The following is a 26,328-nucleotide window of genomic DNA, read 5'->3' as shown; positions in this document are numbered from 1 at the left end:
ACCTATAGATTGAATGTCAGTTGAAAGGTCTGAGTCTGATCGGTCTCCTCGCCAGATCCCTCGTCCCACTGTGTCTCAACCCAATTGACCTCGACCGTGAGATCGTCACCATTCTGGGTCACTTTTCCCTGGGCCTCGGGAAGAAAAATAAAGTCACCTCCACTGCCCTGGATCGCCCTTGCCCATTGCGCTTTATCAGCCTCCACCAACTTGCTCGGGGAACATCCCGAACTACTACTGAGGCACTCCGGCACGCTGGTATCCGCATCTTTGGTGGTAAACCCTGCGTAGGAACTGACTTGCTCAGGGTTGAGCCGAATGCGGTCGGCCATGTCGTATGCCAACAGACTGGCCTGGGTTCTCAAGTAAGCGCTGCGATTGTTATTCAGGCCATCAAGTGTCATGGCTGCCACACCGAGCAGACCGACACTGACGATCACCATCGTGATCAGTACCTCGATAAGCGTGAGGCCACTATGGGGACCTGATCGTGTCTTAACATTGTTCATGGCGAGACGCTCTCCACGTATTCCGCTCACGGGCAGGTGATGGCGTTGCCATCATGATCCTGGCCATTCTTTACAAGACGGGTCTGGCCAGAGGCTGCGACAACAATCGCCCTCGCACCACTGACTCCGTCATCATTACACACCGTCAACGTCCCAACTCCAGCGCTCCCTGACGACGCTGATGGCATACCATTATCCTCAAACTGAATGCGCTTCCCGGTACCATCAAAACCAGTGACTCGCAGAGTGTTTCCCCCGGCCAACTCCGCGTGGACCCGCAGGACTTCGTCTCCGTCGCCGGCGTCAACGGATCCGTCACCGTCTTCATCCCGAAATACGATCCAGCCATTCTCCCATTTGCTGTTACCACTACACGACGTCTCATTGGACGACGAACAGATGGTCACCGTGGAACCGGGAGCGGTTGACGCGGCGCTTCGCGCATAGGCAATCAATCCGGACAGGGTGTTCACCTGGTTGGTCATCCGGTTGCTGGCCACCATGGCCTGGAACGATGGGACTGCGATGGCACTAACGATGCCCAGAATGGTCAACGTCACCAATAACTCCACTAATGTAAAACCGGCGTTGCCTTGTTTCTTCAACGGCATGATTGCTTAACTCCATGAATCCATTATCAGTTTAATCAAGGCCAACCGCCATCTCTACCACCAGACGACGGGCGGTACCGACTGTAGGATGGCCGGTCATACAATGTGAAATGGGCGTAACCCAGAACCACAAGGCTGTGTTACCCAACAGGCAATGAGTGATGAGGCAAAAGAATGAGCAGGAGGGAAATGTTTCAGGAAATAAAATTCAAAAACAGCCTCCCCGCACGCAGGGGGGAGGCTCCTGGAGACTCATTGAACAGCAATAAAGACGGTGCGACTACATTCAAAAAGAATGAGCTTCTTAACTAACCGGAAAGGTCAAGGAAGTCCTCAGCGGCTGACTCCCCTGTCTTCGGATCAGCCACAACAGTAAGCGTACCCGGGCCCACCGCATTGACACAGAACGTCTCGGCCACCCTGTTTCTGGGATTTTCTGACACGGTTCTCTCTGTCGTCTCGGAAGTGATTTCCCCGTCATCGTCGCTACCGTCGCTGTCAAATGAAAAGCTGATTGTGGTTCCGCTGGGCGGAGGCGTGGCATTGCCATTGCCTGTTTGGCCGGTAACCTCAGCGCAATACTGATTACCGCCATCGGTGGGGCCATTTAGCTGGATCTGGAGATTATCTGACGTCATCCAAAAGCCTGTTATCGCTCTCCAGATCGGCACAGGCCCTTCAGTACAGAACGAGGCACCAGCAGGGCAGCTGGCACCATCGTATGCGGAGGTTCCCGTAGTGCTGCGGCTCTCATTATTGTCTTGATCAAAGAAATACTCAGTATTGTCCCACGAGCCGTTCTGATTCGCGTCCAAATAGGGTTCACGTCTGGAGTTTCTGTATGGCTCGCCCTGGGAATATTCACGGTTCCCGTCTGTATCGGTGAAGCTCTCCTCACCCAGACTGCGAGCCATAATTGTCACGCGAGCATTGTCAGGTCTTGGCCGCTGGCTCCGCCACGTCACAGTACACTGACCACTGTCATCGAGAACACAATCCCCTTCGATGGAACCACCGGAGGTCACGAAGTTAACGACGGCGCCCCCCGAATTGTTGCCGTAGTTGTCAGTCGCCCGGACCGTGATTTCGGAGGTCACACCATCCGTGTTCCACGCAGCGGGAGGGAGCGCATCGGAGACCGATAGCGAGAACCCCTCCTGGGTTGGAATAGCACCATTGACAGCTATAGGTGCAGAAACCGTCCTGATAGCCGGGTTGTCCGCCAAAGATGCTGCTACACGAACAACCGCGTTACCTGTCCCTGCTGCAACACGAGCCGTCGCTTCACCAGAACTGCCTGTCTCAGCTTCTTGACTCTCCAACGAAGGCGCCCCGTCCCCACTAAGGCTCTCTGCACCAATCAGCTCAAATTCAACCTTTTCTCGCGCCACCTCCGCAGAAGCCTCTGCGTTCACGGTGAACACAACTTCAGAAATCTGCCCGCTGCCACTGACCCCTGAGCCCTTGGTATCCAGAGTTTGTGGCGATGGCGTGGCAGCACTGATCTTAAGATTTTCAGGAGGCGCGATATCAAGCGTGGAGCTGACCTCGGGAGTAGTGAAGTTGATCTCGCTGGATTCGTTTGCTCCGTCAACCGAGGATGCCGTGGCTGTTACTGTATCCTCCCCCTCGCATCCTTTTGCAGTGTAGCGTACGGATACATCGCCGGAACCGGTCTCAATTTCCAGTGGACCGTTGAGTTCCGCTTTTGGAGACGAACCCAACAGGCAGTTGGATCTGAAAGAAACCGCTATGGGGTCCCCATTATAGACCTGATTGCCTTTTTCCGTATTAACAATGTTAAAAGAAAGGTTGGTCGACCCACCAGCAGACAAGCTGTTAGTCCCAACCCGCATCTGCCCTGCCTGAAAACTATCTCCTGACCCTGTTCCTAGTGCCAAACTGACCTGCTCTGTGGTACCGGGGTCCTCATTACCCTCTTCGCTTTCATCAGACCCTTCGTCAGTACCGCAAGCAACGAGCACCATGCTCACGAGTAAAACCAAAAACTGTTTCGTCCAGGCAGACATTGAACTCCCTCTTATCTCTATAGTAACCAACAGTCGTAACGGACTGCTTACGTTGTGCAGATTAGCACACTCGGCAAAAAACGCCCTGAGACAATGCGTCCGGGCGTTACAGTTTGAAACCACGCTTACAAGAGGCCTTGATGGCCTGTCCTCAGGCCTCCACTTCCTTCGCCGGAATCCGCAACGCCTTAGGCATGCTGAACACCACGTTCTCCTGTTCGCCTTCCAGCTCATCCGGAGTCTGGCCACCGAACTCACGCAACCGCTCCACCACTTCCTCAACCAGAACCTCAGGCGCCGAGGCACCAGCGGTCACGCCCACGGCCTCAATGTTTTCAAGCCATGAAGCATCGATCTGGTCAGCGGTGTCGATCAGGTAACCTGGAGTGCCCATGCGCTCGGCCAGTTCACTCAGGCGGTTGGAGTTGGAACTGTTGGGTGAGCCTACCACCAGCATGATGTCACATTCGGCGGCCAGCATCTTGACCGCGTCCTGCCGGTTCTGAGTAGCGTAGCAGATGTCATCCTTGCGTGGGCCCTGAACGGACGGGAAACGCTTCTGTAGGGTCTCGATGATCCTGGCGGTGTCATCCATGGATAGCGTGGTCTGGGTTACGAACGCCAGGTTATCGGGGTTGTTAACCCTGAGGTTTTGCGCATCCGCTTCGTTCTCGACCAGGTAGATATCGCCACCATTGCTGCGGTCGTACTGGCCCATGGTGCCTTCCACTTCCGGATGGCCGGCATGGCCGATGAGGATGCACTCCCGGCCCTCGCGGCTGTAGGTCATGACCTCCATGTGCACCTTGGTCACCAGCGGGCAGGTAGCGTCAAAGACCTGCAGGCCGCGGTCCTGGGCTTCCTGCTGCACGGCCTGGGAGACACCATGGGCGCTGAAGATAACCCAGGCGTCGTCGGGCACCTGGTGCAGCTCGTCCACGAATACGGCGCCGCGCTCGCGCAGGTCGTCCACCACGAATTTGTTGTGCACCACCTCGTGGCGCACGTAGATGGGAGCACCGTAGACATCGAGCGCGCGTTTAACGATCTCAATGGCGCGATCAACGCCGGCACAGAATCCACGGGGGTTGGCGAGCTTAATCTTCATGGAGGCTCCGGTGGTCACGGGTCTCAGGTTGACGGTCAGGCCTGTTGAACCTGGCATGAGCGGCGCGAAGCCCAAACTCATTCAACACGAACAATTTCCACCTCGAACTGCAGGGTCTTGCCTGCCAGTGGATGATTGAAGTCAACCTCAACGGTATCATCATCAAACGCCTTGATCACACCCGGCACCTCGGCCTTGGCAGCATCCGCGAAGGACAGCACCATCCCCTCCTCAAGAGGCAGTTCAGGGCTGAATTCCCGGCGTTTGAAGGTCTGGATATTGTTGGGGTTGGGTTGGCCGAAAGCATCCTCGGGCGGCACGGAAAAACTCTGGCGGTCGCCGGCTTTGAGTCCATGCAAGAGCCGCTCGAACGGCTCCGGCAGGTTCCCGTCGCCTATCGTCAGGCTTGCCGGCTCCTTATCAAAGGTGGAGTCCACATCCGAGCCATCGTCCAGACGCAGTGCGAAGTGCAGCGTCACCTGGCTGTCGGGTCCGATTACGCTCATTGGCTGTTGCCCCTCCCCGGTGCGTCGCGGTCGCCCTGCTTGCTGCCCATGAACAGGTCCAGCAGCAGCATGATGGCGCCCACAGTAATGAAACTATCCGCCACATTGAAGGCGGGAAAATGGTAACCGGCCCAGTGGAAGTGGAAAAAATCCACCACATAGCCGTGCACTACCCGATCGTACAGGTTGCCCACGGCGCCACCGAGCACAAAGGCCAGGGCAATACCGAGCCAGGTTTCATGGGCCTTGAGGCGCGCCAGCCAAACCACCAGCACCCCGGAAATGGCCACGGCCAGTGTCACAAACAGCCACCGCTGCCAGCCGGAACCGTCCGATAGGAAGCTGAAGGCGGCACCGGTGTTGTGCAACAGCGTCAGGTTGAAGAACGGCAACACCGGGTTGGCTTCACCATAGTCCAGCAGGGCCGTGGCCGCGGCCTTGGTGGTCAGGTCCGCCACCACAATGAACGCCGCGATGATGATCCCGTTGCGGGCAAGGGGCGTCAGCATCGGATCAGGCAAACCGGCGTGTTTCGCCGTCCCCGTTGATGTTGCTGATGCAGCGCCCACACAGGTCCGGATGGTCGCTGTGGTCACCGACATCCGGCCGATGGTGCCAGCAGCGCTCGCACTTGGTATGGCTCGCGGCTGTAACCGCCACCTTCAGTCCCTCGACCTCGGTGGCCGGCGCCTCGCCCGCTTCAGCCAGGGGCGCCACCTTCGCCTCGGAGGTAATCATCACGAAGCGAAGCTCATCGCCCAGGCGCTCCAGCAGCTCTTTCAGGCTGCCGTCGGCATAGAGCGTCACGTCCCCACTCAGCGAGCCCTTGATAGTGCCCTCGTTACGCGCTGTTTCCAGCTGTTTATTCACCGCGCTGCGAACGTCAATCAGCGTATCCCACTCATCCTGCTTGATGGGGGCATCCGCTGGCAGTGCCTCCAGCCCCTCGTGCCAGGTGGCCCAGTGCACACTCTCGTCCCGCTCACCGGGAATATGCTGCCAGATCTCATCCGCGGTGAAGGTCAGGATGGGCGCAATCCAGCGCGACAGCGCCTCCGCCACATGGTAGAGCGCGGTCTGGCAGGACCGCCGTTCGCGGCTGTCCGCCTGGGTGGTGTACTGGCGGTCCTTGATGATGTCCAGATAGAACCCGCCCAGGTCCAGAATGCAGAAGTTGTGCACCTTCTGGTACACCTGCAGGAAACTGTAACGGTTGTAGGCATCGATCACCTCCTCCTGCAGCCGCCGTGCCCGATCCACCATCCAGCGATCCAGGGCGACCATGTCGTCAAAGGGGATGCTGTTGGCCGCCGGATCAAAGCCGTCCAGGTTCGCCAGCAGGAAGCGCGAGGTATTCCGGATCCGCCGGTACGCATCCGCGGTGCGCTTGAGGATGTCCTGGGAAACGGACATCTCGGCGCTGTAGTCGGTGGCCGCTACCCACAGGCGCAGGATGTCCGCGCCCAGCTCGTTCATGACCTTCTGGGGCGCGATCACGTTGCCCATGGACTTGGACATCTTGTAGCCCTTCTCGTCCACGGTGAAGCCGTGGGTCAGCACCTCCTTATAGGGCGCCATCCCCTTGATCGCGATGCCGGTCTTCAGGGAGGACTGGAACCAGCCCCGATGCTGGTCCGAGCCTTCCAGGTAAAGGTCCGCAGGATAGCGGTTCAGGTCCTCGCGCCGGTCCAGGACCGAGGCGTGGGTTACGCCGGAATCGAACCAGACGTCCAGGGTATCCGTGACCTTCTGGTAGGTATCGGCCTCGTCACCGAGCAGATCACGAGGGTCCAGGTCGTACCAGGCATCAATGCCGCCCTTTTCGATGGCCTTGGCCGCTTCCTCGATCAGCTCCGGCGTGCGCGGGTGCAGCTCATAGGTGTCCTTGTGCACGAAAAGCGTGATGGGCACGCCCCAGGTGCGCTGGCGCGAGATGCACCAGTCCGGGGACTGCTCGATCATGCCCTCGATGCGCTGCTGCCCCCAGGAAGGAATCCAGCGCACCCCTGGGATTGCCTCCAGGGCCCCCTTCTTGAGGCCGTTGCGATCCATGCTGATGAACCACTGGGGCGTCGCCCTGTAGATCAGAGGTGTCTTGGTGCGCCAGCAGTGCGGGTAGCTGTGCTGGAAGGGCTCCTTGAACAACAGGCAGCCTTCGCGCTCCAGCGCCTCGCACACTGGTGTGTCCGCCTTGTAGATGTGGATACCGGCAAACTCGCCGGCGGCTTCGGCATAGGTGCCGTCCGCCTTCACCAGGTTGAGCGTGCCGATGCCGTTTTCCCGGCCGATCTCGAAGTCGTCCGGGCCGTGGTCTGGGGCCGTGTGCACCAGGCCGGTGCCGGCATCGGTGGAGACGTGATGCCCGAGCACCACAGGCACCTCGCGCTCGTACAACGGGTGCTGCAACATCAGCCCTGTGAGCGCCGCGCCACGGCACCGAGCCACGACCTGGGCATCCTGCAGGTTCCAGCGCGCCGTGACCGTTTCGCGCAGCTCTTCAGCGACCACAAGGTATTCAGGGCCCCGGCCAGCATCCGCGCGAATCAGGGTGTACTCCAGTTCCTCATGAACGGCCACCGCCTGGTTGGCGGGGATGGTCCAGGGCGTGGTGGTCCAGATCACCATCGAGACGGGCGCATCCAGCCCGCTCTGGCCGAAGGCGCCGGCCACTTTCTCCGGCGCCACTGCCGGGAAGCGCACATCAATCTGGATGGAGGTCTTCTCGTGGTATTCCACCTCGGCTTCCGCCAGCGCGGATTGCCCCACCACGCTCCAGTAAACCGGCTTGAAGCCGCGCTCCAGGTGGCCGTTGTCGATGATGCGGCCCAGGGAACGCACGATGTCCGCCTCCACCTTGGGGTCCATCGTCAGGTAGGGGTTGTACCAGTCCCCCATAACGCCCAGGCGGATGAAGTCCTGGCGCTGGTCATCCAGCTGCTCGGCGGCGTAATCGCGGCAGGCCTGACGGAACGTCTTGTAGTCCACCTTGTCGCCGGCCTTGCCGATGTCCTGCTCCACCTTGTGCTCGATGGGCAGGCCGTGGCAGTCCCAGCCCGGCACATAGGGGGCGTCGTAGCCCATCAGGTTGCGGGACTTGACCACCATGTCCTTGAGGATCTTGTTGACGGCATGACCAATGTGGATGCTGCCGTTGGCGTAGGGCGGGCCATCGTGCAGCACGAAACGCTCCGCGCCGGCGCGACGCTGGCGCAGCGTGCCGTAGAGGTCCAGACGGTTCCAGCGCTCCAGCATCTCGGGCTCGCGCTTGGACAGGTTCCCGCGCATGGGGAAATCCGTCTTCGGCAGGTTCAGCGTGTCTTTGTAATCACTCATGAAGGTTCCCGGAGTCTGTCGTTTCGGTCAGCGTTCCACATTGGTCGGTACCGGGCGGTTGTTCGCCAGCCAGTCACGCCCCTGGTTGATGTCCTCGTGAATGCGGTGTTCAAGCTCGTCCACGGAGTCAAAGCGCACCTCGTCGCGCAGATGGTACAGGAAGGTCACCCGCAACCGCCGGCCGTAGAGGTTGGCGGAGAAATCCAGCAGGTGCACCTCCAGTGACGGATAATGCCCATCCACCGTGGGACGCATGCCGATGTTCGCCAGACCCCGTTCCAGATGCCCTCCCGGCATCTCAACCGTCACCACATACACACCCCGCAGCGGTGGTTTTCGGCCACTGAGCAGAATATTGGCCGTGGGCACGCCCAGTTCCCGGCCCAGGGCCTTGCCGTAGACCACCCTGCCGGACAGCGCATAAGGGCGCCCGAGCAGTTCACTGGCATCCGCCAGCCGGTTTTCCCCCAGCGCCTGGCGCAAGCGGGTGGAACTGATGCGCTCACCCCCCACCCGGATGGTCTGGGTATGCTCCACCTCAAAACCACGCTCGGCGCCGACCTCCTGCAGGAGCCGGAAATCCCCCTTGCGGTCACAGCCAAACCGGAAGTCATCGCCGACCACGAGGTGGCGCACGTTCAGCCCCTCCATCAGGACCTGCTCAATGAAATCCATCGCGGAGAGGTTGCGCAACCGGGAACGGAACTGCAGGCAGACGACGATATCCACATCATGCGCCAGAAGCCCTTCCACTTTTTCCCGGAAGCGCATCAGCCTCGGTGGCGCATCAGCACCGCCAAAGAACTCTCGCGGCTGGGGCTCGAACACCATCACCACCGATGGGACTCCCAACTGATGGGCCCGGTCCCGGACCTGGTCAATAATCACCTGATGACCGCGATGGAGGCCGTCAAAGTTGCCTATGGTGGCGACACACCCGTTGGCGAGGGGGGTGTCACTGCGTTCCGCCCAGCGCTTGAGGTTGTGCAACCCTCGGATCAGCCGCATGCAGGGCTCCTCCTGATTTTCGGGGACCGCGGATTATACCGCAATGGCGGGACCAGGCCCAATGCCTGCCGCCATCCAGCGTCATTGCATACGGAAGTGGCGCACACGGATGCCCGACAGGAACAATACCGCGAAGTATGTCAGGGCCCCACCCGCGACCAGTGCCGCAGTGTAGCCAACACGCATCCACAAGCTGAAATCCAGCCACTGCGCCACCGCCGGCGAGACCCCATACAACACGGCTCCCATCACCGTATTGGCCGCCACCAGCTGCAGCGCAAAAAGCCCCCAGCCGGGCTGCGGCTGAAAGACTTTTTCCCTGTAAAGCCCGCGCAGCAACAGACTGCCATTCATCCAGGCGGACAACGCCGTGGCCAGGGCCAGCCCGGCATGAGCCAGTGGCCAGACAAGAACCAGGTTGAACACCATGTTGGACGTCATGGCAATCACCGCAATGCGCACCGGCGTCTGCATGTCCTGTCTGGAGAAAAACCCCGGCGCCAGCACCTTCACCATCATGAAGGCAATCAATGCCAGGGCGTAGGCCCGCAGGCTCTGGGCGGCCATGAACACATCCCGGGCCGTTGTCTCGCCGTAATGGAAGAGCGTTACGAGCAGCGGCTCCGCGAGCAGGCACAGCGCCAGCCCCGCCGGAATACCCAGCAACAGGACGCTGCGCAACGCCCAGTCAAGCGTGCGCGAGAATGCCTCCATGGATGCATCCGCGTGCTTGCGCGACAGGTTGGGCAGGATGACGGTCCCAATGGCCACGCCAAAGATGCCCAACGGCAGCTCCGACAGCCGGTCTGAGTAATACAGCCAGGACACGCTCCCGGTCTCCAGCATCGAGGCCAGAATGGTATCCAGCAACAGGTTGACCTGGCTCACCGAGACCCCGAACAGCGCCGGCGCCATCAGCTTCATGACCTGGATCACGCCCTCGTGCCGGTAGTCAATCCTCGGCCTCGGCAGCAGGTTGAGGCGGGCCAGAAACGGCAGCTGGAACAGCAGCTGTAGCACCCCGGCAATCAGCACCCCCCACGCCAGCGCCATGATGGGTTCCTGCATGTAGGGGGTCAGATAGATGGCGCTAACGATCATGCTCAGGTTGAGGATCACGGGCGTGAATGCCTGAACCCCGAAGATGTCGTAACTGTTGAGCGTGCTGCTGCAAAAGGCGGTGAGCGAAATCAGCATGAGATAGGGGAAGGTGATGCGCAGCATCTCCACCGCCAACGGATAACGGACTTCATCCCCGATGAACCCCGGCGCAAACGCCGCCGTGATCCAGGGCGAGCCCAGCACCGCCAGAACCGAGAGCACCAGCAGCACGAAGCCCAGCGAGCCAGCTACCGTACTGACCAGTGAGTGCACCGCCCGGGTGTCGTACTTCTGGCGATACTCGGAGAGCACCGGCACAAACGCCTGATTGAACGCGCCCTCGCCAAACAGGCGCCGCAGGAAGTTGGGAATCTTGAAGGCCACGAAGAAGGCATCGGCGTCCGGACCGGCGCCGAAGTAGCGGGCAATCACAATGTCACGGGCCAACCCCAGGACCCGGGAGAGCATGGTGAAAACCGCAAAAATGCTGGAAGAGCCCAGAAGGCCACGGGAATGGCCTGCTGCCGCCTCTCCTTCCGGTGCTGGCTCGGTCTGCGACTCCTGAGTCATGCCTGATGATCCCGGGTAAAACGCCGGATACTACCACCCCGCCCGCCGGCTGACGACAACAGGGCGGCCGGTCCTTGACAACATGCCACCTGCACGGCATTATTCCGCGTCATTTCAGACCCATTGGTAACCCGAATTCGAGGAGTCAAACGGTGGCTAACTCTCCGCAAGCAAGAAAGCGTGCCCGCCTCAACGAGGTTCGCCGCAAGCACAATGCTGGCCAGCGCTCACGCGCCCGGACCTACATCAAGAAGGTTGAATCCGAGCTGCGCAAGGGCAACGCCGAAGGCGCCCGCGAAGCGTTCCGTCAGATGGAACCCGTGCTCGACAACAGCGTGAACAAGGGCGTGTTCGCCAAGAACAAGGTGGCCCGCCACAAGAGCCGCCTCAACGCCCGCATCAAGGCGCTGCAGACCGCCTGAGCGCACCGGGTTGCCGTACACAACAGACCCCGCTTCGGCGGGGTCTGTTCGTTTCAGCGGGAAAGGCAGGCGGCACTAGACCAGGACCATGTTGTCCCGGTGGATCAACTCCTCCTCCTGAACATAGCCCAAACGCTCGGCAATCCGCTCGCTGGGGCAGCCCACGAGCTCACGGGCTTCAGCCGCATCATAGCTGACCAGCCCGCGCGCAACCTCCTGCCCCTGCTCATCCACACAGGACACCATCTCGCCACGGTGGAAGCCGCCTTCAACACGGCACACGCCCACAGGCAGAAGGCTCCGTCCTCCTTCACGCAATACCCTGACGGCCCCATCATCCAGGACCAGGCGTCCACGGGTCCGTAGATGGCCGGCAATCCACTGCTTGCGAGCGTCCAGCCGCTCCTGGTCCGGAATCAACAGTGTTCCAACCGACTCATCAGAACGGATCCGCGCCAGAACCCGCTCCATACGCCCGCCCACAATCAGGGTAAACGCCCCTGAGCGTGCGGCCAGCCGAGCCGCCCGCACCTTGGTGGCCATGCCCCCGCTGCCGAGGGCCCCACGACTGCCTCCGGCCACCATGGCATCCAGACGCGTGTCACTGGCACGCGCCTCAGGAATCAGGGCGGCCTCCGGGTTGTCGCGGGGGTCACTGTCATACAGCCCCACCTGGTCGGTCAGAAGCACCACCCCATCGGCCTCCACCAGATTGGCAACCAGCGCCCCCAGTGTGTCGTTATCCCCAAAACGGATCTCATCCGTCACCACAGTGTCGTTCTCATTGACGATGGGCACCACGCCCATGGGCAAAAGCGTCCTGAGGGTGCTGCGGGCATTCAGGTAGCGCTTGCGGTCGGAGAGATCATCATGGGTCAGAAGAACCTGGGCGGTATGGGTGCCGTGGCGCTGGAACTGAGCCTCCCAGGCCTGAACCAACCCCATCTGACCAACCGCAGCGGCAGCCTGGAGTTCGTGCACATGCTCCGGGCGCTGCTTCCAGCCAAGACGGCTCATCCCCTCGGCCACGGCCCCGGAAGAAACCAGAACGATCTCCACCCCGGCCCGCCGCCAGGCCATGAGCTGATCCACCCACTGGGTCAGCGTCTCCCGGGAAAGACCGCGACCATCATCCGTCAGCAGGGCACTGCCGATCTTCACCACCAGCCGGCGCGCCCCAACCACGCGCTGGCGCTCAGTCATGACCCACAGCCTCAGCGCGCGTAGACCACCTCGACATCGTGATCATCGTCCTCGTCGTCATCATCGTCCTCGTCCTGCTGAGGCCCTCGGAGCGACTGGATATGCTCCCGGGCCTCCTCATCGACACGCGCGCGCCGTTCCGCTTCAGCCTGCGCATATTCAGGATCGCCCTGCTCACGCTCATCCCGCTGCTCAAGCCAACGCATGACCGCCTGGGAGAGCGCCTGAACCCCATCACCACTCAGCGCCGAAACCAGGAAGATGGGCCCCTCCCAATCCAGCGCCTCGCGCAGGCGCGCCACCTCTTCGTCGGCATCCGGCAGGGAGTCCGACTTGTTGATCACCAGCCAGCGCTCACGCTCGGCAAGCGTCGGACTGAAGCACTCCAGCTCCCGGGTAATGGTCCCGACCGAATCCAGGGGATCTCCATCATCCCAGGGCATCGGGTCCACCACATGCAGGAGCAGACGGGTACGCACCAAATGGCGCAGGAAGCGGATCCCCAGACCCGCGCCCTCGGAGGCGCCTTCGATCAACCCCGGTATATCCGCCACCACAAAGCTCTGGTGGGCGGCCACCGAGACCACGCCCAGGTTCGGCACCAGCGTCGTGAACGGATAATCCGCGACCCGTGGCTTGGCGGCGGACATGGCACGGATAAGCGTGGACTTGCCGGCGTTGGGCAGGCCAACCAGCCCCACGTCCGCCAGCACCTTCATCTCCAGACGGATCTCCCGGGATTCGCCGGGCGAGCCGGAAGTGGTCTGGCGTGGAGCCCGGTTCACACTGGACTTGTAGCGCGTATTCCCAAGACCGTGGAAACCACCCTGGGCCACCCGCAGGGTCTGGCCCGACTCTGTCAGGTCGCCCAGGATCTCGTCCGTGTCGCACTCGACCACGGTGGTGCCCACAGGCACATCCAGAACCCGGTCTTCGCCCTTGCGGCCGGAACAGTTGCTGCCGCGGCCATCCTCGCCGGTGCCCGCGCGGAACTTGCGCTGGTAGCGGTAATCCGCAAGGGTATTCAGGTCGCCATCCGCGCGCAGGATGATGGAGCCACCATCACCGCCATCTCCCCCGTCGGGCCCGCCCTTGGGCACATACTTCTCTCGGCGGAAACTCAGGCAGCCATTACCGCCCTTGCCGGCCTGAACCACGATGCTGACTTCGTCGACGAACTGCATGGTGTGCCTCGAATCAAAAAACCCCGTACCGCTTTGCAGCCGCTAGACTGGCTTGGCCAGCAGCGGACAGCACCTCGGCACGGGGTTGGTGAGCGTCCGGAAAGCGCGGTTCAGCCCGCGGACTCGATGCTCACGTACTTACGGTTGCGGGGCCCCTTAACATCGAACCGCACCACGCCCTCGTCCAGAGCGTACAGGGTGAAGTCCTTGCCAATGCCCACGCCCTGACCAGCGTGGAAGCTGGAGCCGCGCTGGCGAACAATGATGCTGCCGGGCTGCACTGCCTGGCCGCCGAACGCTTTCACGCCCAGTCGTTTCGACTCGGAATCGCGTCCGTTCTTGGTACTACCTGCTGCCTTTTTGTGAGCCATGCTGCCCCCTTAAGCCTTGATACCGGTAATCTTGACTTCAGTGTACCACTGCCGGTGCCCCATCTGCTTCATGGAGTGCTTACGGCGGCGGAACTTGATGATCTGGACCTTATCATGACGACCGTGGCTGACCACTTCGCCGGTCACCTTGGCCCCTTCCAGGTCCGGGGTCCCGATCTTCACATCGTCCCCTTCACCAGCCAGCAGGACACGGTCGAACTCAACCGTACCGCCGGTCTCGGTCTCGATCTTCTCGAGCTTGATCTTCTCGCCTTCGCGAACACGGTGCTGTTTACCACCGCTGACAATCACTGCGTACATGCGTTTTCTCCATTGATGACCCATCCCTGCTCTTTGGCCTGGTTCTAAGGGAAGCGCTCTGGCAACCCTATAGCAGGGAGCGCAGGTATTGGGATGAGTTGCAGAGTAGCGGATTATAGACAAAACTGGTCCCCGAAACAAGCGCGTGCCTTTTCTCGCGGGCACCATCCGGCGGCTTTGGCCGCCACAAGACAGTACCCAGAACAAGGAGGCAGTAATGAACGGAAACCACCCTGTCACCGGCCCAGCGCAAGGCCCGAGCAAGCGCGTTATCGCCGCGCTCACGGCAATCGGGCTGGGCGGCATTGGCCTGTATTTCGTAGGCCAGTCCTACCCAGCCGGGGCGGAGCACTTTGGGATGTGGTCCCTGGTGCCCCCCGCGCTAGCCATATTGCTGGCATTCTGGTTGCGCGAGGTGATCAGCGCCCTCGCCATCGGCATCCTCGCCGGCGGGCTCATCGCCGGCCAGGTGAACGTGATTGATGCCTTCCTGATTCCCTCCATCGGCACCGAGAACTATGCCCTCATCCTGCTGGTGTACCTGTGGGCCCTGGGCGGACTCATTGGCATCTGGACCGAACCGGCGGCGCCGCCCGTTTCGCCGAATGGGCTGGCGAGCGGATGGTCCGCAGCCCCCGCAGCGCCCGGCTTTTCACCTGGTGCATGGGGTTGGTCTTCCACCAGGGGGGCACCATCTCAACGGTTCTGACAGGCACCACCGCCCGTCCGCTGGCGGACCAGCATCGGGTCTCCCACGAGGAGCTGTCCTACATCACTGACTCCACAGCCTCCCCCGCAGCCACCCTGATTCCGTTCAACGTCTGGCCGATCTATGTTGGCGGGCTCCTGGCGGGAACCATTCCCCTGTTCAGCAACAGCCAGGAAGGAATCCAGTTCTTCTTCCAGGCACTGCCCTACAACTTCTACGCCATTGCAGCACTGCTGCTCACGCTGCTGTTCGCAATGGGACGGCTGCCCTTTTCGCCCGGGCGCCGGATGCGCAACGCCATCAACCGCGCTCGCGAAACCGGCAAACTGGACCGCGATGGCGCCCAGCCCATGACCGCCAAAGAGCTGACCGAGCACCGGGTTCCGGAACATTACCGCACTGACCTGATTGATTTCCTGGCTCCAATGGGGGTGCTGCTCGGGACCGCCATCATCCCCTACTTCGTGAGCTATTTCCTGCTCGGCTGGACCGGCGGCGAGAAGGACCCACTCCTGCTGGTGGCCGAAGCCTTCATTCTCGCCGTGATCACCGCCATTGTGGTGGCACTGGTTAAGGGCATGCCCTTTGAAGAAGTTATTACCGGCTTCGTGGACGGCTGCAAGGGCGTCACCATTGGCGCCATCATCCTGGGCCTGGCGGTGTCACTCAAGGAAGTCACCGATGCCGTTGGAACCGCCCAGTTCCTGGTTTCCGCCGTTGGCGACAGCATTCCCGCCGTGCTGATGCCGGCCCTGCTGTTTGGGCTCTGCCTGATCACCGCCTTTGCCACGGGAACCTCCTGGGGCACCTATGCGGTCATGATCCCCATCGCCATGCCCCTGGCCTGGCACATGGCGCCGGACCCCTTCTTCATCACGCTGTGCTTCAGTGCCGTTATCGGCGGCGCCGTGTTTGGCGACCAGTGCTCGCCCATTTCGGATACCACGGTACTGTCATCACTGGCCACGGGCGCGGACCTGATGGATCACGTACGCACCCAGATCCCACTAACCTTTATAGCGGGTGGCATTGCAGTGGTGTGCTACACCCTGCTGGCACTTGTAACGGGAGCGGGAAACTGAGCGCTCAAGTTGACAGCCCCCGGCACGCCCCATAATGTACGTTGCCTGCATGTCCCGTAGCCCGATGGGGCGTTGCCCGACAACTGCCGAATGCCTATGAGTCTGGATGCCATTTACGCCCCGGTGCGGGACGACTTCAAGCGTGTCAACGCACAGATCCACGACCAGCTGAACTCGCGAGTTCCGCTGGTTGAACACATCGGCCACTACATTGTGGACAGTGGCGGCAAGCGCCTGCGCCCGCTGCTGGTGCTGCTCAGCGCCGGCGCGCTGGGCCAAAGCGGTGAACGCCAGGCCACCCTGGCAGCAGTGATCGAATTCCTGCACACAGCCACCCTGCTGCACGACGACGTGGTCGACACCTCCGAGCTGCGCCGTGGACGGGCAACGGCCAACGCCCGCTGGGGCAACGCCCCCAGCGTTCTCGTAGGCGATTTTCTCTACGCCCGCGCTTTCCAGATGATGGTGCGCCTGGAGAACATGCGGGTGATGGACCTGCTCTCCGAAGCCACCGGCGTAATCGCCGAAGGCGAGGTATTGCAGCTGACCAATGTCCGCAACCCGGACCTTTCAGAGGCGGACTACCGCAACGTCATCCACAGCAAGACGGCCATGCTGTTCCAGGCAGCCGCCCATTCCGCCGCTGTTCTCGCGGCCACCGATGAGGCCACCGAAACCGCCCTGCGCGATTACGGCCAGCACCTGGGCATGGCGTTCCAGATCGTGGACGATGTTCTGGACTATGAAGGCAGCGCTGACACCATGGGCAAGAATGTGGGCGATGACCTGGCCGAGGGCAAGACCACCCTGCCGCTCATCCACACCATGGCCCGGGGCAACGCCGGAGACGCCAGCACGGTGCGCCAGGCCATCCGTACAGGCGGTCCGGACCAGCTCGCTCCCGTTCTGGAAGCCGTGCACAACAGCGGTGCCATCGCGTACTGCCGCCAGTGTGCTGACCAGGAAGCGGAGAAGGCACGCCGGTGCCTGACACAGCTGCCCGACTCCCCCCACCGCCAGGCCCTGGATCACCTGGTGGACTTGGCGATCCAGCGCTCAGACTGACTCGGCGGCACAGGCCTCTGGAAAGTCCGGGCCCAGGTGACGCCGACCGTGCGCCCCGTCCAGCTCCAGCGTTGGACCAGCCGGCACAATCTGGGTCGGATTGATCGTGCGCTGGCTGCGGTAGTAATGGCGCTTGATCTGGTCAATATTCACCGTGTCCGCAATCCCCGGGATCTGGTATAGATCCTTCAGGTAACCCTGCAGGTTCGGGAAATCCCGCAGCTGGTGCCGGTTGCACTTGAAGTGGCTGTAGTAGACCGCGTCAAAACGCACCAGGGTCGTGAACAGGCGCCAGTCCGCTTCCGTCAGGCGATTGCCCACCAGGTAGCGCTGGTTGGCCAGGCGCCCTTCAAGCCAGTCCAGGGCCTCAAACACCTCCGTGAAGGCCTGCTCATACTTGTCCTGGGCTGTGGCGAATCCCGCCCGGTAGACGCCATTGTTCACGCTGTTGTACACCCGTTCGTTAACGGTTTCGATCTCATCCCGAAGTGACGCCGGATGGAAATCCAGCGGCCGAGCCCCCTGCCCGTCAAAGGCGCTGTTGAACATCCGGATCAGATCGGCGGACTCATTGCTCACGATCCGCTGACGGTGGGTATCCCACAGGCACGGGATCGTCACCCGGCCGGTGTAGTCCGGCGTATCCCGGGTATAGATCTCGTGCATGAAGCGAGCACCGTTCTCATGATCGCGATGGAAGGGGTCCTCCGGCCGGAACGCCCAGCCGTTTTCCAGCATGTCCGGGTGCACAATGGACACCGGAATCATGCTCTCCAGGCCCTTGAGCTTGCGGAACACCAGGGTGCGGTGCGCCCACGGGCAGGCCAACGCCACATAGAGGTGATAGCGCCCGGGCTCGGCCGCAAAGCCCGCCTCCCCCGTAGGCCCGGCACTGCCGTCCGGAGTCACCCAGTTGCGGAACTGGGCGCTCTCGCGCACAAAGGCGCCACCGCTTTTCGCGGTGTCATACCATTGATCATGCCACTGCCCGTTGATAAGCAACCCCATGAAACCTCTCCTTCTTGCCGGAAAACCCTGACGAATCGAACACGCTTATCCTCAGAATGCGTTAGACTGGGTCCGACAACAATCACTCAAATCTGGCCAACCCATTCAGTTTTTCTGACCATGGCATTCCCCATTACCATTGACGCCCTGCGCGTGCTCGACGCCATCGCCCGCAAGGGCAGCTTCGCGGCTGCCGCCGAGGAAATGCACCGGGTGCCCTCCGCCATCAGCTACACGGTCCACAAGCTGGAAGAGGACCTGGATGTACTGCTGTTTGACCGTTCGGGCCACCGCGCCACCCTGACCGATGCTGGCAATTACCTGCTGGCGGAGGGCCGGCAACTGCTGGAGGCCGCGAACACACTGGCGCGCACCACCCGCCGGGTAGCCGAGGGCTGGGAAACCAGCGTCACCATCGCCGTGGATGCCCTGCTGCCCATGACGGCGCTGTTCCCCGCCATCAGCACCTTCAACGAACTCGATGTGCCGGTGGAGATCCACCTGATGGACGAAGTCTTCAATGGCCCCTGGGACGCGCTGCACACGGGACGCGCTGACCTGATCGCCGGCGCATCCCGGGAAATCCAACCACCGGGACATTTCGATCGCCAGGCTATTGGTCAGGTTCCTTTTGTCTACGCGGTCGCCAAGGATCATCCCCTGACCCTTGAAACCGGCCCGCTCTCCGAGGAGGTCCTGAGTGCGTGGCCGGCGGTTGTGGCGGCAGACAGCTCCCGCCAGCTTCCTCCTGGATCAGCGGGCATCTTCGCGCAACAGCGCACCCTCACGGTGTCCAGCATGGACCACAAGATTGAGGCCCAGAAGGCCGGGCTGGGGGTGGGCTGGCTGCCCCACCCCCAGGTGGCGTCGGCTCTGGCGTCCGGGGAACTGGTCGCCCTGGACGTAGCCACCAACCGCTCTCCAGTGGTACTTTGCATGGCCAGACGGCGCGGCGACCAGGGCAAAGCGATCAACTGGTTCTGGGAGCACCTGTCCAGGCCGGACTATTTCAGCCCCTGGCTCGACCCGGTCTGAAACGGACACCTTCCATCACGGAACAAAACGGATTTCCCTGATGCATCAACTGAACGAACTGGACGCATCGTTTCTTTTCCTCGAGTCCGAAACCACGCCCATGCATATTGGGGGCCTCCACATCTTCGATGCCTCGGAGCGGGAAACGGCCCTGACATTCGACGACTTCCGGGAGTACCTCAACCATCGCCTGCATCTGGCCGACTTTTTCCGCCAGAAGCTGATGCAGCTTCCGCTCAACCTGGACCGCCCCTACTGGATCGATGACCCGGATTTCGACATTGACCGTCACCTTGAGTCCGTCAACCTTGAAGGGGCCGGCTACGGGGCGCTCAAGGCGGTAGCGGAGGCGCGAATCGCAACGCCCCTGCCCCGCACCCGGCCGCTGTGGCAGGTCACCTGGGTGGAAGGTTTTGGCCCGGATGCCCTGCTGCCCGAGAATGGATTCGCCCTGGTGGTGCGCGTGCACCACGCTGCGATTGATGCCTTCAGTGGCGAGGAAGTCATGGGCAAGCTTCTGGAATACACGCCGGACACCCCAACCAAGACCCGGCCCCCGGCGTGGCACCCGGAACCGGCGCCACGCACTGAACAGCTGCTCACCCGGGCGTCCATGAACCTGCTCCGCAAGCCTTTCCAGCTCATGAGCCTGACCCAGTCAACCGTGACGGCGACACTGCGGGCGTTCATGGAGCAACCCGTTGGACGCCTGAGGACGCCCAGGGATGTGCTCGGAGCCCCACGTACGCCCTTTAACCGCAACCTCACCGAGCACCGGCGCCTGCACAGCACCTCCATTGACCTGGCACGACTCAAGACCCTGAAGGCCGCCATCGGCCCGGACATCAGCCTTAACGACCTGGTCCTCGGAATCTGTGCCGAAGCCCTTAAACGCTACCTGGCGGGCCACGGCATTGACCCGGAAGAAAGCCTGGTGGCCCTCACGCCAGTCTCAGTGCGCTCACGCAGCCTGCGTCAGCCCACGGGCAACCAGATGTCCGCCATGCTGGTGAACCTGGCCACTGACGAACAGGACCCCGCCCGCCGGGTCGCCTGCATCCGTGACAACACCCGTACCTCCGAGAACTACCGCGAAGCCATTGCCGCGGACCGGCTGACAGAGCGCCTGCCCTCAACGCTGGTCGCGCTCTCAACGCGCCTCTACAGCGAGTTTCACCTGGCCCAGAACTATCAGCCAGCGTTCAACCTGCCCATTACCAATGTGCCCGGCCCCCAGGTCCCGCTCTACCTGAAGGGGGCGCGCATGGTCCATCAGGTGAACTCCGCGCCGCTGTTCCACGGTGCCGGCTTAGCGATCCTGGCCCTGAGCTACGCCGGGGCCATCCACCTCAACCTCACCACCTGCCCGGACCTGGTACCGGATGGGGACCAGCTTGCAGAACAGATCGAGACTGCCGTTGAAACCATTGAAGCCAGCGCCATGACGCCTCCTGGCAACCAGCGGTGATCCCGGCAAGACCAGGTAGCCTGAAAAAGGATTCAAACGATTTGCCCCGATGGACGATACTTGGTCTACACTGGAGACAAGGTTGGTCAAAGACTAACCAGAAACGAGCCGAAACGAATAACAATCTGGGTCACATGGTAATAAGGGGGCAGCCATGGAACCGATACCAAGAGCGGGTGATGCACACACTCCCATCCCGTTCCGCAGCAGCCGCTTTTTCTGCGTGGGCAACCGCTGGTACTTCACGACCCGGGAAGGCTTTGACAGCGGGCCCTATGCCACCCGCGAGCGCGCTGAAGCGGGCCTTCGGCGCTTTCTGACCGTTGTCCGGATGCTCCCCCATGAAGACGAGGAGGAGGCTACCCGACACTGACTCCCTGTATTTGAATCCCCCACTGGAGCAACGCCATCAAGGCCAGTGCATAGGCCCCGGCCACGACATCATCAATCATGATGCCGAGGCCGCCGGGCATGCGACGGTCCAGCCACCCGATGGGCCAGGGCTTGATAATGTCGAAACCACGGAACGCCAGGAAGGCGAACAAAAGCCAGAGCCCACCGGTTGGCTGCAGGGCCAATGCCAGCCAGACTCCCACGAATTCGTCCCACACAATGGCTGGGTGGTCATGCACGCCCAATGCGTTCGCCGTGCGCGCGCACAGATAAACACCGAGGGCGAAGGTCAGTACCAGAAGGGCGCCATAAAGCGGCCAGGGCAGCCCGACCATCAGCGAATAAAGCAGCAGCCCTGCCAGCGTCCCCCAGGTCCCGGGCGCCCGCCGGATACACCCGGATCCCAGACCCAGCGCCAGGCAGTGGCCGGGGTCGCGCAGCAGTGAACGCGGCTGGATGGATGTCTCAACCATGACGCCCTCCAAAATGGGTATAGCCCTGCTGAGTCAGCTCGACCCTGCCTTCAGGCCCCATCAGCGTTACGCCGGGCTCCTCTGTCACCGTTCCGATGACGGTCAATGCCAAGGAATCCACCGGTTCCGGGGGTAAAGGCTGATCGGCAGGCCAGACAAACAGCAGCTCATAATCATCCCCCGCAGAGGCGGCAAGTCGCCGGGCCTCTTCCTCCCCACGCAAAGCAACCAGCTCACTGGAAACCGGCAATGCGCCCCACTCCAGACGGGCACCACGCTCACCCAGAAGGTGGCCCAGATCCGCCACCAAACCATCACTCACATCCACCGCCACGGCCCCTGAGGCCCGGAGCCACTGACCCAGGGCCAGACGGGGTTGCGGATACCGGTATCGCTCAAGCACCGCCGCCACAGCTGGCGTGGGCGCGCCCGTCGCCTCCAGCCAGTTAAGCGCCTCACCGGCCTCGCCAAGCGTGCCACTGACACAGACCTGGTCCCCTGGGGTCACCGCTCCCCGCCGCAAGGCTGACCCTTCCGGCAACAGCCCATGGGCCTGGATCGTGATGCTGAGGGGACCCCGGGTGGTGTCACCGCCCACCAGCTGGACGTTTTCCCTGACAGCCAGCGACTGCATGCCATCCGCTAATGCCGCCAGCCAGGATTCCGAGGCTTCGGGCAGGGTCACTGACAGGGTAAAGCACAACGGCTCTGCCCCCATGGCGGCAAGGTCACTGAGGTTGACGGCCAGGGCGCGCCACCCGAGGGCGTGAGCGGGCATGTTTCGGGGAAAGTGGACGCCCTCAACCAGGGTGTCCATGGTCATCACCTGATCCCGACCGGGCGGACAGCGCACCACGGCACCGTCATTACCAATGCCCTCAACCACCTCGCTCCGGGCAACAGCGTCGCCCAGAGGCTGCCAGAACCGGTCAATCAGGCTGAATTCGTCCATAGGGGATCAGGCGGGATCAGGCCTGTCGGGAACGCGTCTCCGCCGGCCGCAGCCGGACACAGAGACGATCCAGAATACTGTTGATGTACTTGTGGCCATCCGTGCCGCCAAAGCGCTTGGCCAGCTCAATGCCTTCGTTGACGACCACCCGGTAGGGAATGTCGCTGCGGTTCATCAGCTCAAAGGTCCCGATACGCAATATCGCCAGCTCGATAGGGTCAAGCTCGCTGACCGACCGATCCAGCAGGGGCTCGAACTGCTGGTCCAGGTCGCCACGGGACCGGTCCACCCCCTTCAGGAGCTCCCTGAAGTAGGTATCATCCAGCTTCTCCATGTCATTATCGGTGACAAACTCCGCCTCAATCTGACTGATCGGGCTGTCGGAGAAATGGCGCTGGTACAGGCCCTGCAGTGCCAGCGCACGCGCCTTGCGGCGATCCGCCGGACGGGACTTACCCTGGTTGTTCTTGGGCTGACCGCCTTCGCTCATTGTGTGTCGATCCTCCGGAACAGGCTGACCATTTCCAGTGCCGTCATGGCCGCATCAGCGCCCTTGTTGCCGGCCTTGGTGCCGGCACGCTCAAGCGCCTGCTCAATCGTGTCCAGGGTCAGCACACCGAATATTACCGGCAGGCCGGTATCCAGGCTGACACTGCCCACACCGGAGGAGCTGGCGCCAGCCACATAGTCGAAATGCGGTGTTCCACCCCGGATCACCGCACCCAGCGCGATGACGGCATCGTGACGTCCCGTGCGCGCGACCTTCTGGGCCGTCACAGGGATCTCATGGGCCCCTGGCACACGGTAGATGGTGATGCTGTCCCGGCTGATGCCGTGGCGGACCAGGGTATCCGTGGCCGCCTCGACCAGGCTCTCGACCACGAATCCGTTGAAGCGCCCCACCACCAGCGCGTAATCGCCGCGGCAGTCGGTGAAGTCCCCTTCAATGGTTTTAATGTCTGTCATTGCTGTCTCCGTACCGGGCATGACCGTTATTGGTCTTTCCCGTCATCGTAGGGGAGGTATTCCACAACCTCCAGATCAAAGCCCGAAATTCCCGAGAACTTGATGGGCGCGCTCATCAGCCGCATACGGCTTACCCCCAGGTCCCGCAGAATCTGGGAGCCGGTTCCAACGGTCAGGTAGACCCCGGAGCTGCCGGAGGCCTCCGATGTCCCCTTCCCTCCCTGGGAACGGGCTTCGAAGAACCCGCGTATGCGTTCTTCCAGCGCGTAGCTGTCCTGGCCGTTATTCAGCAGCACAATCACCCCGGCCCCTTCAGCCGCGACCTTGCGCATGGCTTCATGCAACGGCCAGCGTGGTGAGCCCGGATAATGCGCGTGCAGCAGATCCCGCAGGGTATCCGTGATGTGAACCCGCACCAGTGTGGGCGTTTCCGGATCCACTTCCCCCATGGTCAGCGCCAGGTGGGTCTCACCCTGAATGGAATCGCGGTACGTGTGCAGTCGGAATACCCCGTACTCGGTTTCCATCTCATAATGATCAACGCACTCAACGGTCCGCTCATTCATGGTGCGGTAATGGATCAGGTCCGCGATGGTGCCGATCTTGAGCCCGTTCTGCTCTGCGAACGCCTCCAGCTGGGGCCGACGCGCCATGGTGCCGTCATCGTTCATGACCTCGCAGATCACCCCGGCGGACTCGAACCCAGCCATTGCCGCCAGATCACAGGCCGCCTCCGTGTGCCCGGCCCGCGAGAGTACCCCTCCGGGCTGAGCCATCAGCGGAAAGATGTGGCCGGGGCTCACAATGTCTTCCGCCTGTGCCCCGCGAGCGGCCGCCACCTGCACGGTGCGCGCCCGGTCCCCGGCAGAGATCCCGGTGGTCACCCCTTTCGCGGCTTCAATCGAAACCGTGAACTTGGTGCCAAACCCGGAGCTGTTGCGCTGAACCATCAATGGCAGATTCAGGCGCTCGCAGCGCTCCCGGGCCATGGGCATGCAGATCAGGCCCCGCGCCTCGGTGGCCATGAAAGTGATGTGCTCAGGCTGGACGCATTCCGCCGCCATGATCACATCGCCTTCGTTCTCCCGGTCCTCATCATCCATCAGGATCACCATCCGGCCCTGACGGATGTCGTGGAGGATTTCCTCAATATTGTTCAGCGCCATTCTGTACCCTGTTCGCTCTCACTTAATGGCCGCGCGCGGCGGGTTCCAGGATCAGTCGCTGGTCCGCTCCGACCACCCGCCGATCCCCCACAACCATCCGGTGCTGCTGCGCCATTCGATCCAGCGTCAGCGCCGCCATGGGTTTCGCCCGACTGCCCAGCATTGTCGGGGCCTGGTACAGCCACAATTCGTCAGTCAGGCCCGATTCCAGAGCCGAGCCCGCCAATGTGGCGCCCGCCTCAATGAGCACGTCATTGATATCACGCGCCGCCAGCAGCGCCATCACCGCCGATACGGCCGGCCGCCCACTGCCATCCGGCGCCACCGTGACCACCTCGGCCCCCTGTTCACGGAGCCGCGACGCCCGGCCATCATCCAGCGTGGCCGTGGTGCTTACCACCAGACACTGGCCCTCTCCCGTCACCACACGGGACTCGGGGTCCGTGCGCAGCCGCGGATCCAGAACCACCCGCAGAGGCTGGCGCACCGGCAATGCCTTGGTACCCGTATCCCCCAGTTGCGCCGGGCGTACGGTCAGCGATGGATCATCCGCCAGCACGGTCCCGACCCCTGTGATAATGGCACCAGAGCGTGCCCGCAATCGCTGTACGTCCATGCGGGCCTCGGGCCCTGTTATCCACTGGCTTTCGCCGGACGCCATGGCAGTCCGTCCGTCCAGACTGGCCGCGATCTTGAGCCGGACCCAGGGATTTCCGCCAGCCACACGGCGCAGAAACCCCGCGTTGAGCGTGCGTGCCGGCCCGGCCAGAACACCGCTCACCGTCTCGATGCCCGCAGCCTCCAGCAACGCCAGGCCCTGACCGGAAACCGCAGGATTCGGATCGCCCGTCGCGATCACCACCCTCGCCACACCCGCATCAACCAGTGCCTGGGCACAGGGCGGCGTACGCCCATGGTGACTGCATGGCTCAAGGGTCACATAGGCGGTAGCCGCCTTCGCACGCTCCCCCGCCTGTTCAAGCGCATTGACTTCCGCATGGGGTTCTCCGGCCTGGCGGTGCCAGCCAGTACCGACCACTTCACCACCGCTGACCACGACACATCCCACCCGCGGGTTGGGATGCGCGCTGTAGAGCCCGCGCTCGGCCAGCTGCAGCGCCATGGCCATGTATCGGGTATCAGTGGCATTGGTCAACGGTGAGTCACCCGGTCCGGACTATTTATCCACGGATTCCTTCAACGCCCGCGCCGCAACGGTCACGGGAGACTCATCCCCAACGTCACCGGAACGACTCAGCCGTTCGATCTCTTCCTTGAACTCATTGATGTCCTGAAAACTGCGATACACAGAGGCGAAACGCACGTAGGCCACTTTATCGAGCTGGCGCAGTTCGTACATGACCTCCTCACCGATCATCAGGGATTTCACTTCCCGTTCACCGGTGGAGCGCAGCCGGAACTTGATCCGGTTGATGGCGGCCTCAATGGCCTCAATATCGACAGGGCGTTTTTCGAGGGCCTTCATCAGGCCCTCACGCATCTTGTCCTCATCGAAGGGAACCCGCGAGCCGTCCTGTTTGACCACACGGGGCATGATCAGCTCGGCCCCCTCAAAGGTGGTAAAGCGTTCACGGCAGGAAAGGCATTCGCGCCGACGCCGCACCTGGTCGCCGTCGCCGACCAGGCGCGAATCGATCACTTTGGTATCCGCCTCGCCACAGAAGGGGCAATGCATCCAGTCACACTCCCGGACGGCAAGCGGGTTGGCAATGG

General features: G+C 62.0%; 28 protein-coding genes. 7 read left to right on the top strand and 21 right to left on the bottom strand.

From position 1 onward, the window contains the following. Positions 1 to 2: 2 nt before the first annotated feature. The 9 genes from pilV to murJ all read right to left on the bottom strand — a co-directional run bounded on the left by pilV (position 3) and on the right by murJ (position 10,776). Positions 3 to 509 carry a type IV pilus modification protein PilV gene (gene pilV / locus AC1RQI_RS01280; protein ID WP_481903342.1) on the bottom strand — a complete coding sequence of 169 codons (507 nt, stop codon included), beginning with the start codon at positions 507 to 509 and terminating at the stop codon, positions 3 to 5. Between the two features lie 26 nt (positions 510 to 535). After that, positions 536 to 1,120, bottom strand: coding sequence for a GspH/FimT family pseudopilin (locus AC1RQI_RS01275; protein WP_481903341.1), 585 nt, complete (start codon positions 1,118 to 1,120; stop codon positions 536 to 538). Positions 1,121 to 1,428: 308 nt separating this feature from the next. Next, positions 1,429 to 3,150, bottom strand: a complete 1,722-nt coding sequence (locus tag AC1RQI_RS01270) for a hypothetical protein (RefSeq protein WP_481903340.1) — start codon at positions 3,148 to 3,150, stop codon at positions 1,429 to 1,431. A 151-nt stretch (positions 3,151 to 3,301) separates the two neighbouring features. Next, on the bottom strand, positions 3,302 to 4,258 hold the full coding sequence (ispH, locus tag AC1RQI_RS01265) for a 4-hydroxy-3-methylbut-2-enyl diphosphate reductase (protein WP_481903339.1): 957 nt from the start codon (positions 4,256 to 4,258) through the stop codon (positions 3,302 to 3,304). A gap of 77 nt (positions 4,259 to 4,335) precedes the next feature. Next, on the bottom strand, positions 4,336 to 4,764 hold the full coding sequence (fkpB, locus tag AC1RQI_RS01260) for an FKBP-type peptidyl-prolyl cis-trans isomerase (protein WP_481903338.1): 429 nt from the start codon (positions 4,762 to 4,764) through the stop codon (positions 4,336 to 4,338). Beyond that, positions 4,761 to 5,285 carry a signal peptidase II gene (gene lspA / locus AC1RQI_RS01255; RefSeq protein WP_481903337.1) on the bottom strand — a complete coding sequence of 175 codons (525 nt, stop codon included), beginning with the start codon at positions 5,283 to 5,285 and terminating at the stop codon, positions 4,761 to 4,763. Before lspA ends, fkpB begins: the two co-directional genes overlap by 4 nt. Further along, positions 5,278 to 8,097: an isoleucine--tRNA ligase gene (gene ileS, locus AC1RQI_RS01250; protein WP_481903336.1), complete on the bottom strand. Its 2,820-nt coding sequence runs from the start codon at positions 8,095 to 8,097 to the stop codon at positions 5,278 to 5,280. Before ileS ends, lspA begins: the two co-directional genes overlap by 8 nt. Before the next feature lie 27 nt (positions 8,098 to 8,124). Further along, on the bottom strand, positions 8,125 to 9,105 hold the full coding sequence (ribF, locus tag AC1RQI_RS01245; protein WP_416633743.1) for a bifunctional riboflavin kinase/FAD synthetase: 981 nt from the start codon (positions 9,103 to 9,105) through the stop codon (positions 8,125 to 8,127). Positions 9,106 to 9,186: 81 nt separating this feature from the next. Further along, positions 9,187 to 10,776, bottom strand: a complete 1,590-nt coding sequence (murJ, locus tag AC1RQI_RS01240) for a murein biosynthesis integral membrane protein MurJ (protein WP_481903335.1) — start codon at positions 10,774 to 10,776, stop codon at positions 9,187 to 9,189. A 152-nt stretch (positions 10,777 to 10,928) separates the two neighbouring features. On the opposite strand from murJ, the gene rpsT reads away from it, so the two are divergent. Continuing rightward, complete coding sequence (rpsT, locus tag AC1RQI_RS01235) at positions 10,929 to 11,198, top strand: 30S ribosomal protein S20 (protein ID WP_416633741.1); 270 nt, start codon at positions 10,929 to 10,931, stop codon at positions 11,196 to 11,198. A 75-nt stretch (positions 11,199 to 11,273) separates the two neighbouring features. On the opposite strand, the gene proB is transcribed toward rpsT, so the two are convergent. The 4 genes from proB to rplU all read right to left on the bottom strand — a co-directional run bounded on the left by proB (position 11,274) and on the right by rplU (position 14,277). After that, positions 11,274 to 12,401: a glutamate 5-kinase gene (gene proB, locus AC1RQI_RS01230; protein ID WP_481903334.1), complete on the bottom strand. Its 1,128-nt coding sequence runs from the start codon at positions 12,399 to 12,401 to the stop codon at positions 11,274 to 11,276. An 11-nt stretch (positions 12,402 to 12,412) separates the two neighbouring features. After that, positions 12,413 to 13,585, bottom strand: a complete 1,173-nt coding sequence (gene obgE / locus AC1RQI_RS01225) for a GTPase ObgE (protein ID WP_481903333.1) — start codon at positions 13,583 to 13,585, stop codon at positions 12,413 to 12,415. Between the two features lie 110 nt (positions 13,586 to 13,695). Further along, complete coding sequence (gene rpmA, locus AC1RQI_RS01220; RefSeq protein ID WP_416633737.1) at positions 13,696 to 13,956, bottom strand: 50S ribosomal protein L27; 261 nt, start codon at positions 13,954 to 13,956, stop codon at positions 13,696 to 13,698. 9 nt (positions 13,957 to 13,965) lie between these two features. After that, a complete protein-coding gene (gene rplU, locus AC1RQI_RS01215; RefSeq protein ID WP_416633736.1) occupies positions 13,966 to 14,277 on the bottom strand; it encodes a 50S ribosomal protein L21 in 312 nt (103 codons plus the stop codon). Between the two features lie 217 nt (positions 14,278 to 14,494). Here rplU and AC1RQI_RS01210 point away from each other — a divergent pair, with 217 nt between their 5' ends. The 3 genes from AC1RQI_RS01210 to ispB all read left to right on the top strand — a co-directional run bounded on the left by AC1RQI_RS01210 (position 14,495) and on the right by ispB (position 17,133). Then, positions 14,495 to 14,986: a hypothetical protein gene (locus AC1RQI_RS01210; RefSeq protein ID WP_481903332.1), complete on the top strand. Its 492-nt coding sequence runs from the start codon at positions 14,495 to 14,497 to the stop codon at positions 14,984 to 14,986. Continuing rightward, on the top strand, positions 14,899 to 16,068 hold the full coding sequence (locus AC1RQI_RS01205; protein WP_481903331.1) for a Na+/H+ antiporter NhaC family protein: 1,170 nt from the start codon (positions 14,899 to 14,901) through the stop codon (positions 16,066 to 16,068). Before AC1RQI_RS01210 ends, AC1RQI_RS01205 begins: the two co-directional genes overlap by 88 nt. 90 nt (positions 16,069 to 16,158) lie before the next feature. Next, the gene (gene ispB / locus AC1RQI_RS01200) at positions 16,159 to 17,133 is read left to right on the top strand and encodes an octaprenyl diphosphate synthase (protein WP_481903330.1); all 975 of its coding nucleotides are present in this window, start codon (positions 16,159 to 16,161) and stop codon (positions 17,131 to 17,133) included. On the opposite strand, the gene AC1RQI_RS01195 is transcribed toward ispB, so the two are convergent. Next, positions 17,125 to 18,141: a glutathione S-transferase family protein gene (locus tag AC1RQI_RS01195; protein WP_481903329.1), complete on the bottom strand. Its 1,017-nt coding sequence runs from the start codon at positions 18,139 to 18,141 to the stop codon at positions 17,125 to 17,127. The genes ispB and AC1RQI_RS01195 overlap by 9 nt on opposite strands. Before the next feature lie 120 nt (positions 18,142 to 18,261). Here AC1RQI_RS01195 and AC1RQI_RS01190 point away from each other — a divergent pair, with 120 nt between their 5' ends. From AC1RQI_RS01190 to AC1RQI_RS01180, 3 genes are all read left to right on the top strand, one after another. Continuing rightward, entirely contained in the window at positions 18,262 to 19,176 is a 915-nt protein-coding gene (locus tag AC1RQI_RS01190; protein ID WP_481903328.1) for a LysR substrate-binding domain-containing protein, read from the top strand. 40 nt (positions 19,177 to 19,216) lie between these two features. Continuing rightward, entirely contained in the window at positions 19,217 to 20,644 is a 1,428-nt protein-coding gene (locus AC1RQI_RS01185) for a wax ester/triacylglycerol synthase family O-acyltransferase (protein ID WP_481903327.1), read from the top strand. A gap of 154 nt (positions 20,645 to 20,798) precedes the next feature. Further along, positions 20,799 to 21,017, top strand: coding sequence for a DUF6316 family protein (locus tag AC1RQI_RS01180; protein WP_416633731.1), 219 nt, complete (start codon positions 20,799 to 20,801; stop codon positions 21,015 to 21,017). On the opposite strand, the gene AC1RQI_RS01175 is transcribed toward AC1RQI_RS01180, so the two are convergent. From AC1RQI_RS01175 to nrdR, 7 genes are read right to left on the bottom strand one after another with little or no spacing between them, the layout of a single operon-like run. Continuing rightward, positions 21,004 to 21,510 carry a phosphatidylglycerophosphatase A family protein gene (locus AC1RQI_RS01175; protein WP_481903326.1) on the bottom strand — a complete coding sequence of 169 codons (507 nt, stop codon included), beginning with the start codon at positions 21,508 to 21,510 and terminating at the stop codon, positions 21,004 to 21,006. The two genes, AC1RQI_RS01180 and AC1RQI_RS01175, sit on opposite strands and share 14 nt — an antisense overlap. Continuing rightward, the gene (gene thiL / locus AC1RQI_RS01170; protein ID WP_481903325.1) at positions 21,503 to 22,462 is read right to left on the bottom strand and encodes a thiamine-phosphate kinase; all 960 of its coding nucleotides are present in this window, start codon (positions 22,460 to 22,462) and stop codon (positions 21,503 to 21,505) included. Before thiL ends, AC1RQI_RS01175 begins: the two co-directional genes overlap by 8 nt. 16 nt (positions 22,463 to 22,478) lie before the next feature. Then, a complete protein-coding gene (nusB, locus tag AC1RQI_RS01165; protein WP_481903324.1) occupies positions 22,479 to 22,952 on the bottom strand; it encodes a transcription antitermination factor NusB in 474 nt (157 codons plus the stop codon). Continuing rightward, the gene (gene ribH, locus AC1RQI_RS01160; protein WP_481903323.1) at positions 22,949 to 23,428 is read right to left on the bottom strand and encodes a 6,7-dimethyl-8-ribityllumazine synthase; all 480 of its coding nucleotides are present in this window, start codon (positions 23,426 to 23,428) and stop codon (positions 22,949 to 22,951) included. Before ribH ends, nusB begins: the two co-directional genes overlap by 4 nt. Before the next feature lie 26 nt (positions 23,429 to 23,454). Next, positions 23,455 to 24,594 carry a bifunctional 3,4-dihydroxy-2-butanone-4-phosphate synthase/GTP cyclohydrolase II gene (ribBA, locus tag AC1RQI_RS01155; RefSeq protein ID WP_416633726.1) on the bottom strand — a complete coding sequence of 380 codons (1,140 nt, stop codon included), beginning with the start codon at positions 24,592 to 24,594 and terminating at the stop codon, positions 23,455 to 23,457. Positions 24,595 to 24,616: 22 nt separating this feature from the next. Continuing rightward, positions 24,617 to 25,750 (bottom strand): bifunctional diaminohydroxyphosphoribosylaminopyrimidine deaminase/5-amino-6-(5-phosphoribosylamino)uracil reductase RibD, encoded by a 1,134-nt coding sequence (ribD, locus tag AC1RQI_RS01150; protein ID WP_481903322.1) that lies wholly within the window; start codon positions 25,748 to 25,750, stop codon positions 24,617 to 24,619. Between the two features lie 21 nt (positions 25,751 to 25,771). Continuing rightward, positions 25,772 to 26,290, bottom strand: coding sequence for a transcriptional regulator NrdR (gene nrdR / locus AC1RQI_RS01145; protein ID WP_416633724.1), 519 nt, complete (start codon positions 26,288 to 26,290; stop codon positions 25,772 to 25,774). Positions 26,291 to 26,328 lie beyond the last annotated feature (38 nt).

It is taken from the genome of Salicola sp. AFF1 (assembly GCF_056783195.1).
Note: the sequence above shows the minus strand (reverse complement) of the source record. Positions and strands in the feature narration are given on the sequence as shown.

Bases quoted from the DNA above. Each gene is read 5' to 3' on its own strand.
- pilV (WP_481903342.1), bottom strand. From the start codon at position 509: ATGAACAATGTTAAGACACGATCAGGTCCCCATAGTGGCCTCACGCTT.
- AC1RQI_RS01275 (WP_481903341.1), bottom strand. From the start codon at position 1,120: ATGCCGTTGAAGAAACAAGGCAACGCCGGTTTTACATTAGTGGAGTTA.
- AC1RQI_RS01270 (WP_481903340.1), bottom strand. From the start codon at position 3,150: ATGTCTGCCTGGACGAAACAGTTTTTGGTTTTACTCGTGAGCATGGTG.
- ispH (WP_481903339.1), bottom strand. From the start codon at position 4,258: ATGAAGATTAAGCTCGCCAACCCCCGTGGATTCTGTGCCGGCGTTGAT.
- fkpB (WP_481903338.1), bottom strand. From the start codon at position 4,764: ATGAGCGTAATCGGACCCGACAGCCAGGTGACGCTGCACTTCGCACTG.
- ileS (WP_481903336.1), bottom strand. From the start codon at position 8,097: ATGAGTGATTACAAAGACACGCTGAACCTGCCGAAGACGGATTTCCCC.
- ribF (WP_416633743.1), bottom strand. From the start codon at position 9,105: ATGCGGCTGATCCGAGGGTTGCACAACCTCAAGCGCTGGGCGGAACGC.
- murJ (WP_481903335.1), bottom strand. From the start codon at position 10,776: ATGACTCAGGAGTCGCAGACCGAGCCAGCACCGGAAGGAGAGGCGGCA.
- proB (WP_481903334.1), bottom strand. From the start codon at position 12,401: ATGACTGAGCGCCAGCGCGTGGTTGGGGCGCGCCGGCTGGTGGTGAAG.
- obgE (WP_481903333.1), bottom strand. From the start codon at position 13,585: ATGCAGTTCGTCGACGAAGTCAGCATCGTGGTTCAGGCCGGCAAGGGC.
- rpmA (WP_416633737.1), bottom strand. From the start codon at position 13,956: ATGGCTCACAAAAAGGCAGCAGGTAGTACCAAGAACGGACGCGATTCC.
- rplU (WP_416633736.1), bottom strand. From the start codon at position 14,277: ATGTACGCAGTGATTGTCAGCGGTGGTAAACAGCACCGTGTTCGCGAA.
- AC1RQI_RS01210 (WP_481903332.1), top strand. From the start codon at position 14,495: ATGAACGGAAACCACCCTGTCACCGGCCCAGCGCAAGGCCCGAGCAAG.
- AC1RQI_RS01205 (WP_481903331.1), top strand. From the start codon at position 14,899: ATGGTCCGCAGCCCCCGCAGCGCCCGGCTTTTCACCTGGTGCATGGGG.
- ispB (WP_481903330.1), top strand. From the start codon at position 16,159: ATGCCTATGAGTCTGGATGCCATTTACGCCCCGGTGCGGGACGACTTC.
- AC1RQI_RS01195 (WP_481903329.1), bottom strand. From the start codon at position 18,141: ATGGGGTTGCTTATCAACGGGCAGTGGCATGATCAATGGTATGACACC.
- AC1RQI_RS01190 (WP_481903328.1), top strand. From the start codon at position 18,262: ATGGCATTCCCCATTACCATTGACGCCCTGCGCGTGCTCGACGCCATC.
- AC1RQI_RS01185 (WP_481903327.1), top strand. From the start codon at position 19,217: ATGCATCAACTGAACGAACTGGACGCATCGTTTCTTTTCCTCGAGTCC.
- AC1RQI_RS01180 (WP_416633731.1), top strand. From the start codon at position 20,799: ATGGAACCGATACCAAGAGCGGGTGATGCACACACTCCCATCCCGTTC.
- AC1RQI_RS01175 (WP_481903326.1), bottom strand. From the start codon at position 21,510: ATGGTTGAGACATCCATCCAGCCGCGTTCACTGCTGCGCGACCCCGGC.
- thiL (WP_481903325.1), bottom strand. From the start codon at position 22,462: ATGGACGAATTCAGCCTGATTGACCGGTTCTGGCAGCCTCTGGGCGAC.
- nusB (WP_481903324.1), bottom strand. From the start codon at position 22,952: ATGAGCGAAGGCGGTCAGCCCAAGAACAACCAGGGTAAGTCCCGTCCG.
- ribH (WP_481903323.1), bottom strand. From the start codon at position 23,428: ATGACAGACATTAAAACCATTGAAGGGGACTTCACCGACTGCCGCGGC.
- ribBA (WP_416633726.1), bottom strand. From the start codon at position 24,594: ATGGCGCTGAACAATATTGAGGAAATCCTCCACGACATCCGTCAGGGC.
- nrdR (WP_416633724.1), bottom strand. From the start codon at position 26,290: ATGCATTGCCCCTTCTGTGGCGAGGCGGATACCAAAGTGATCGATTCG.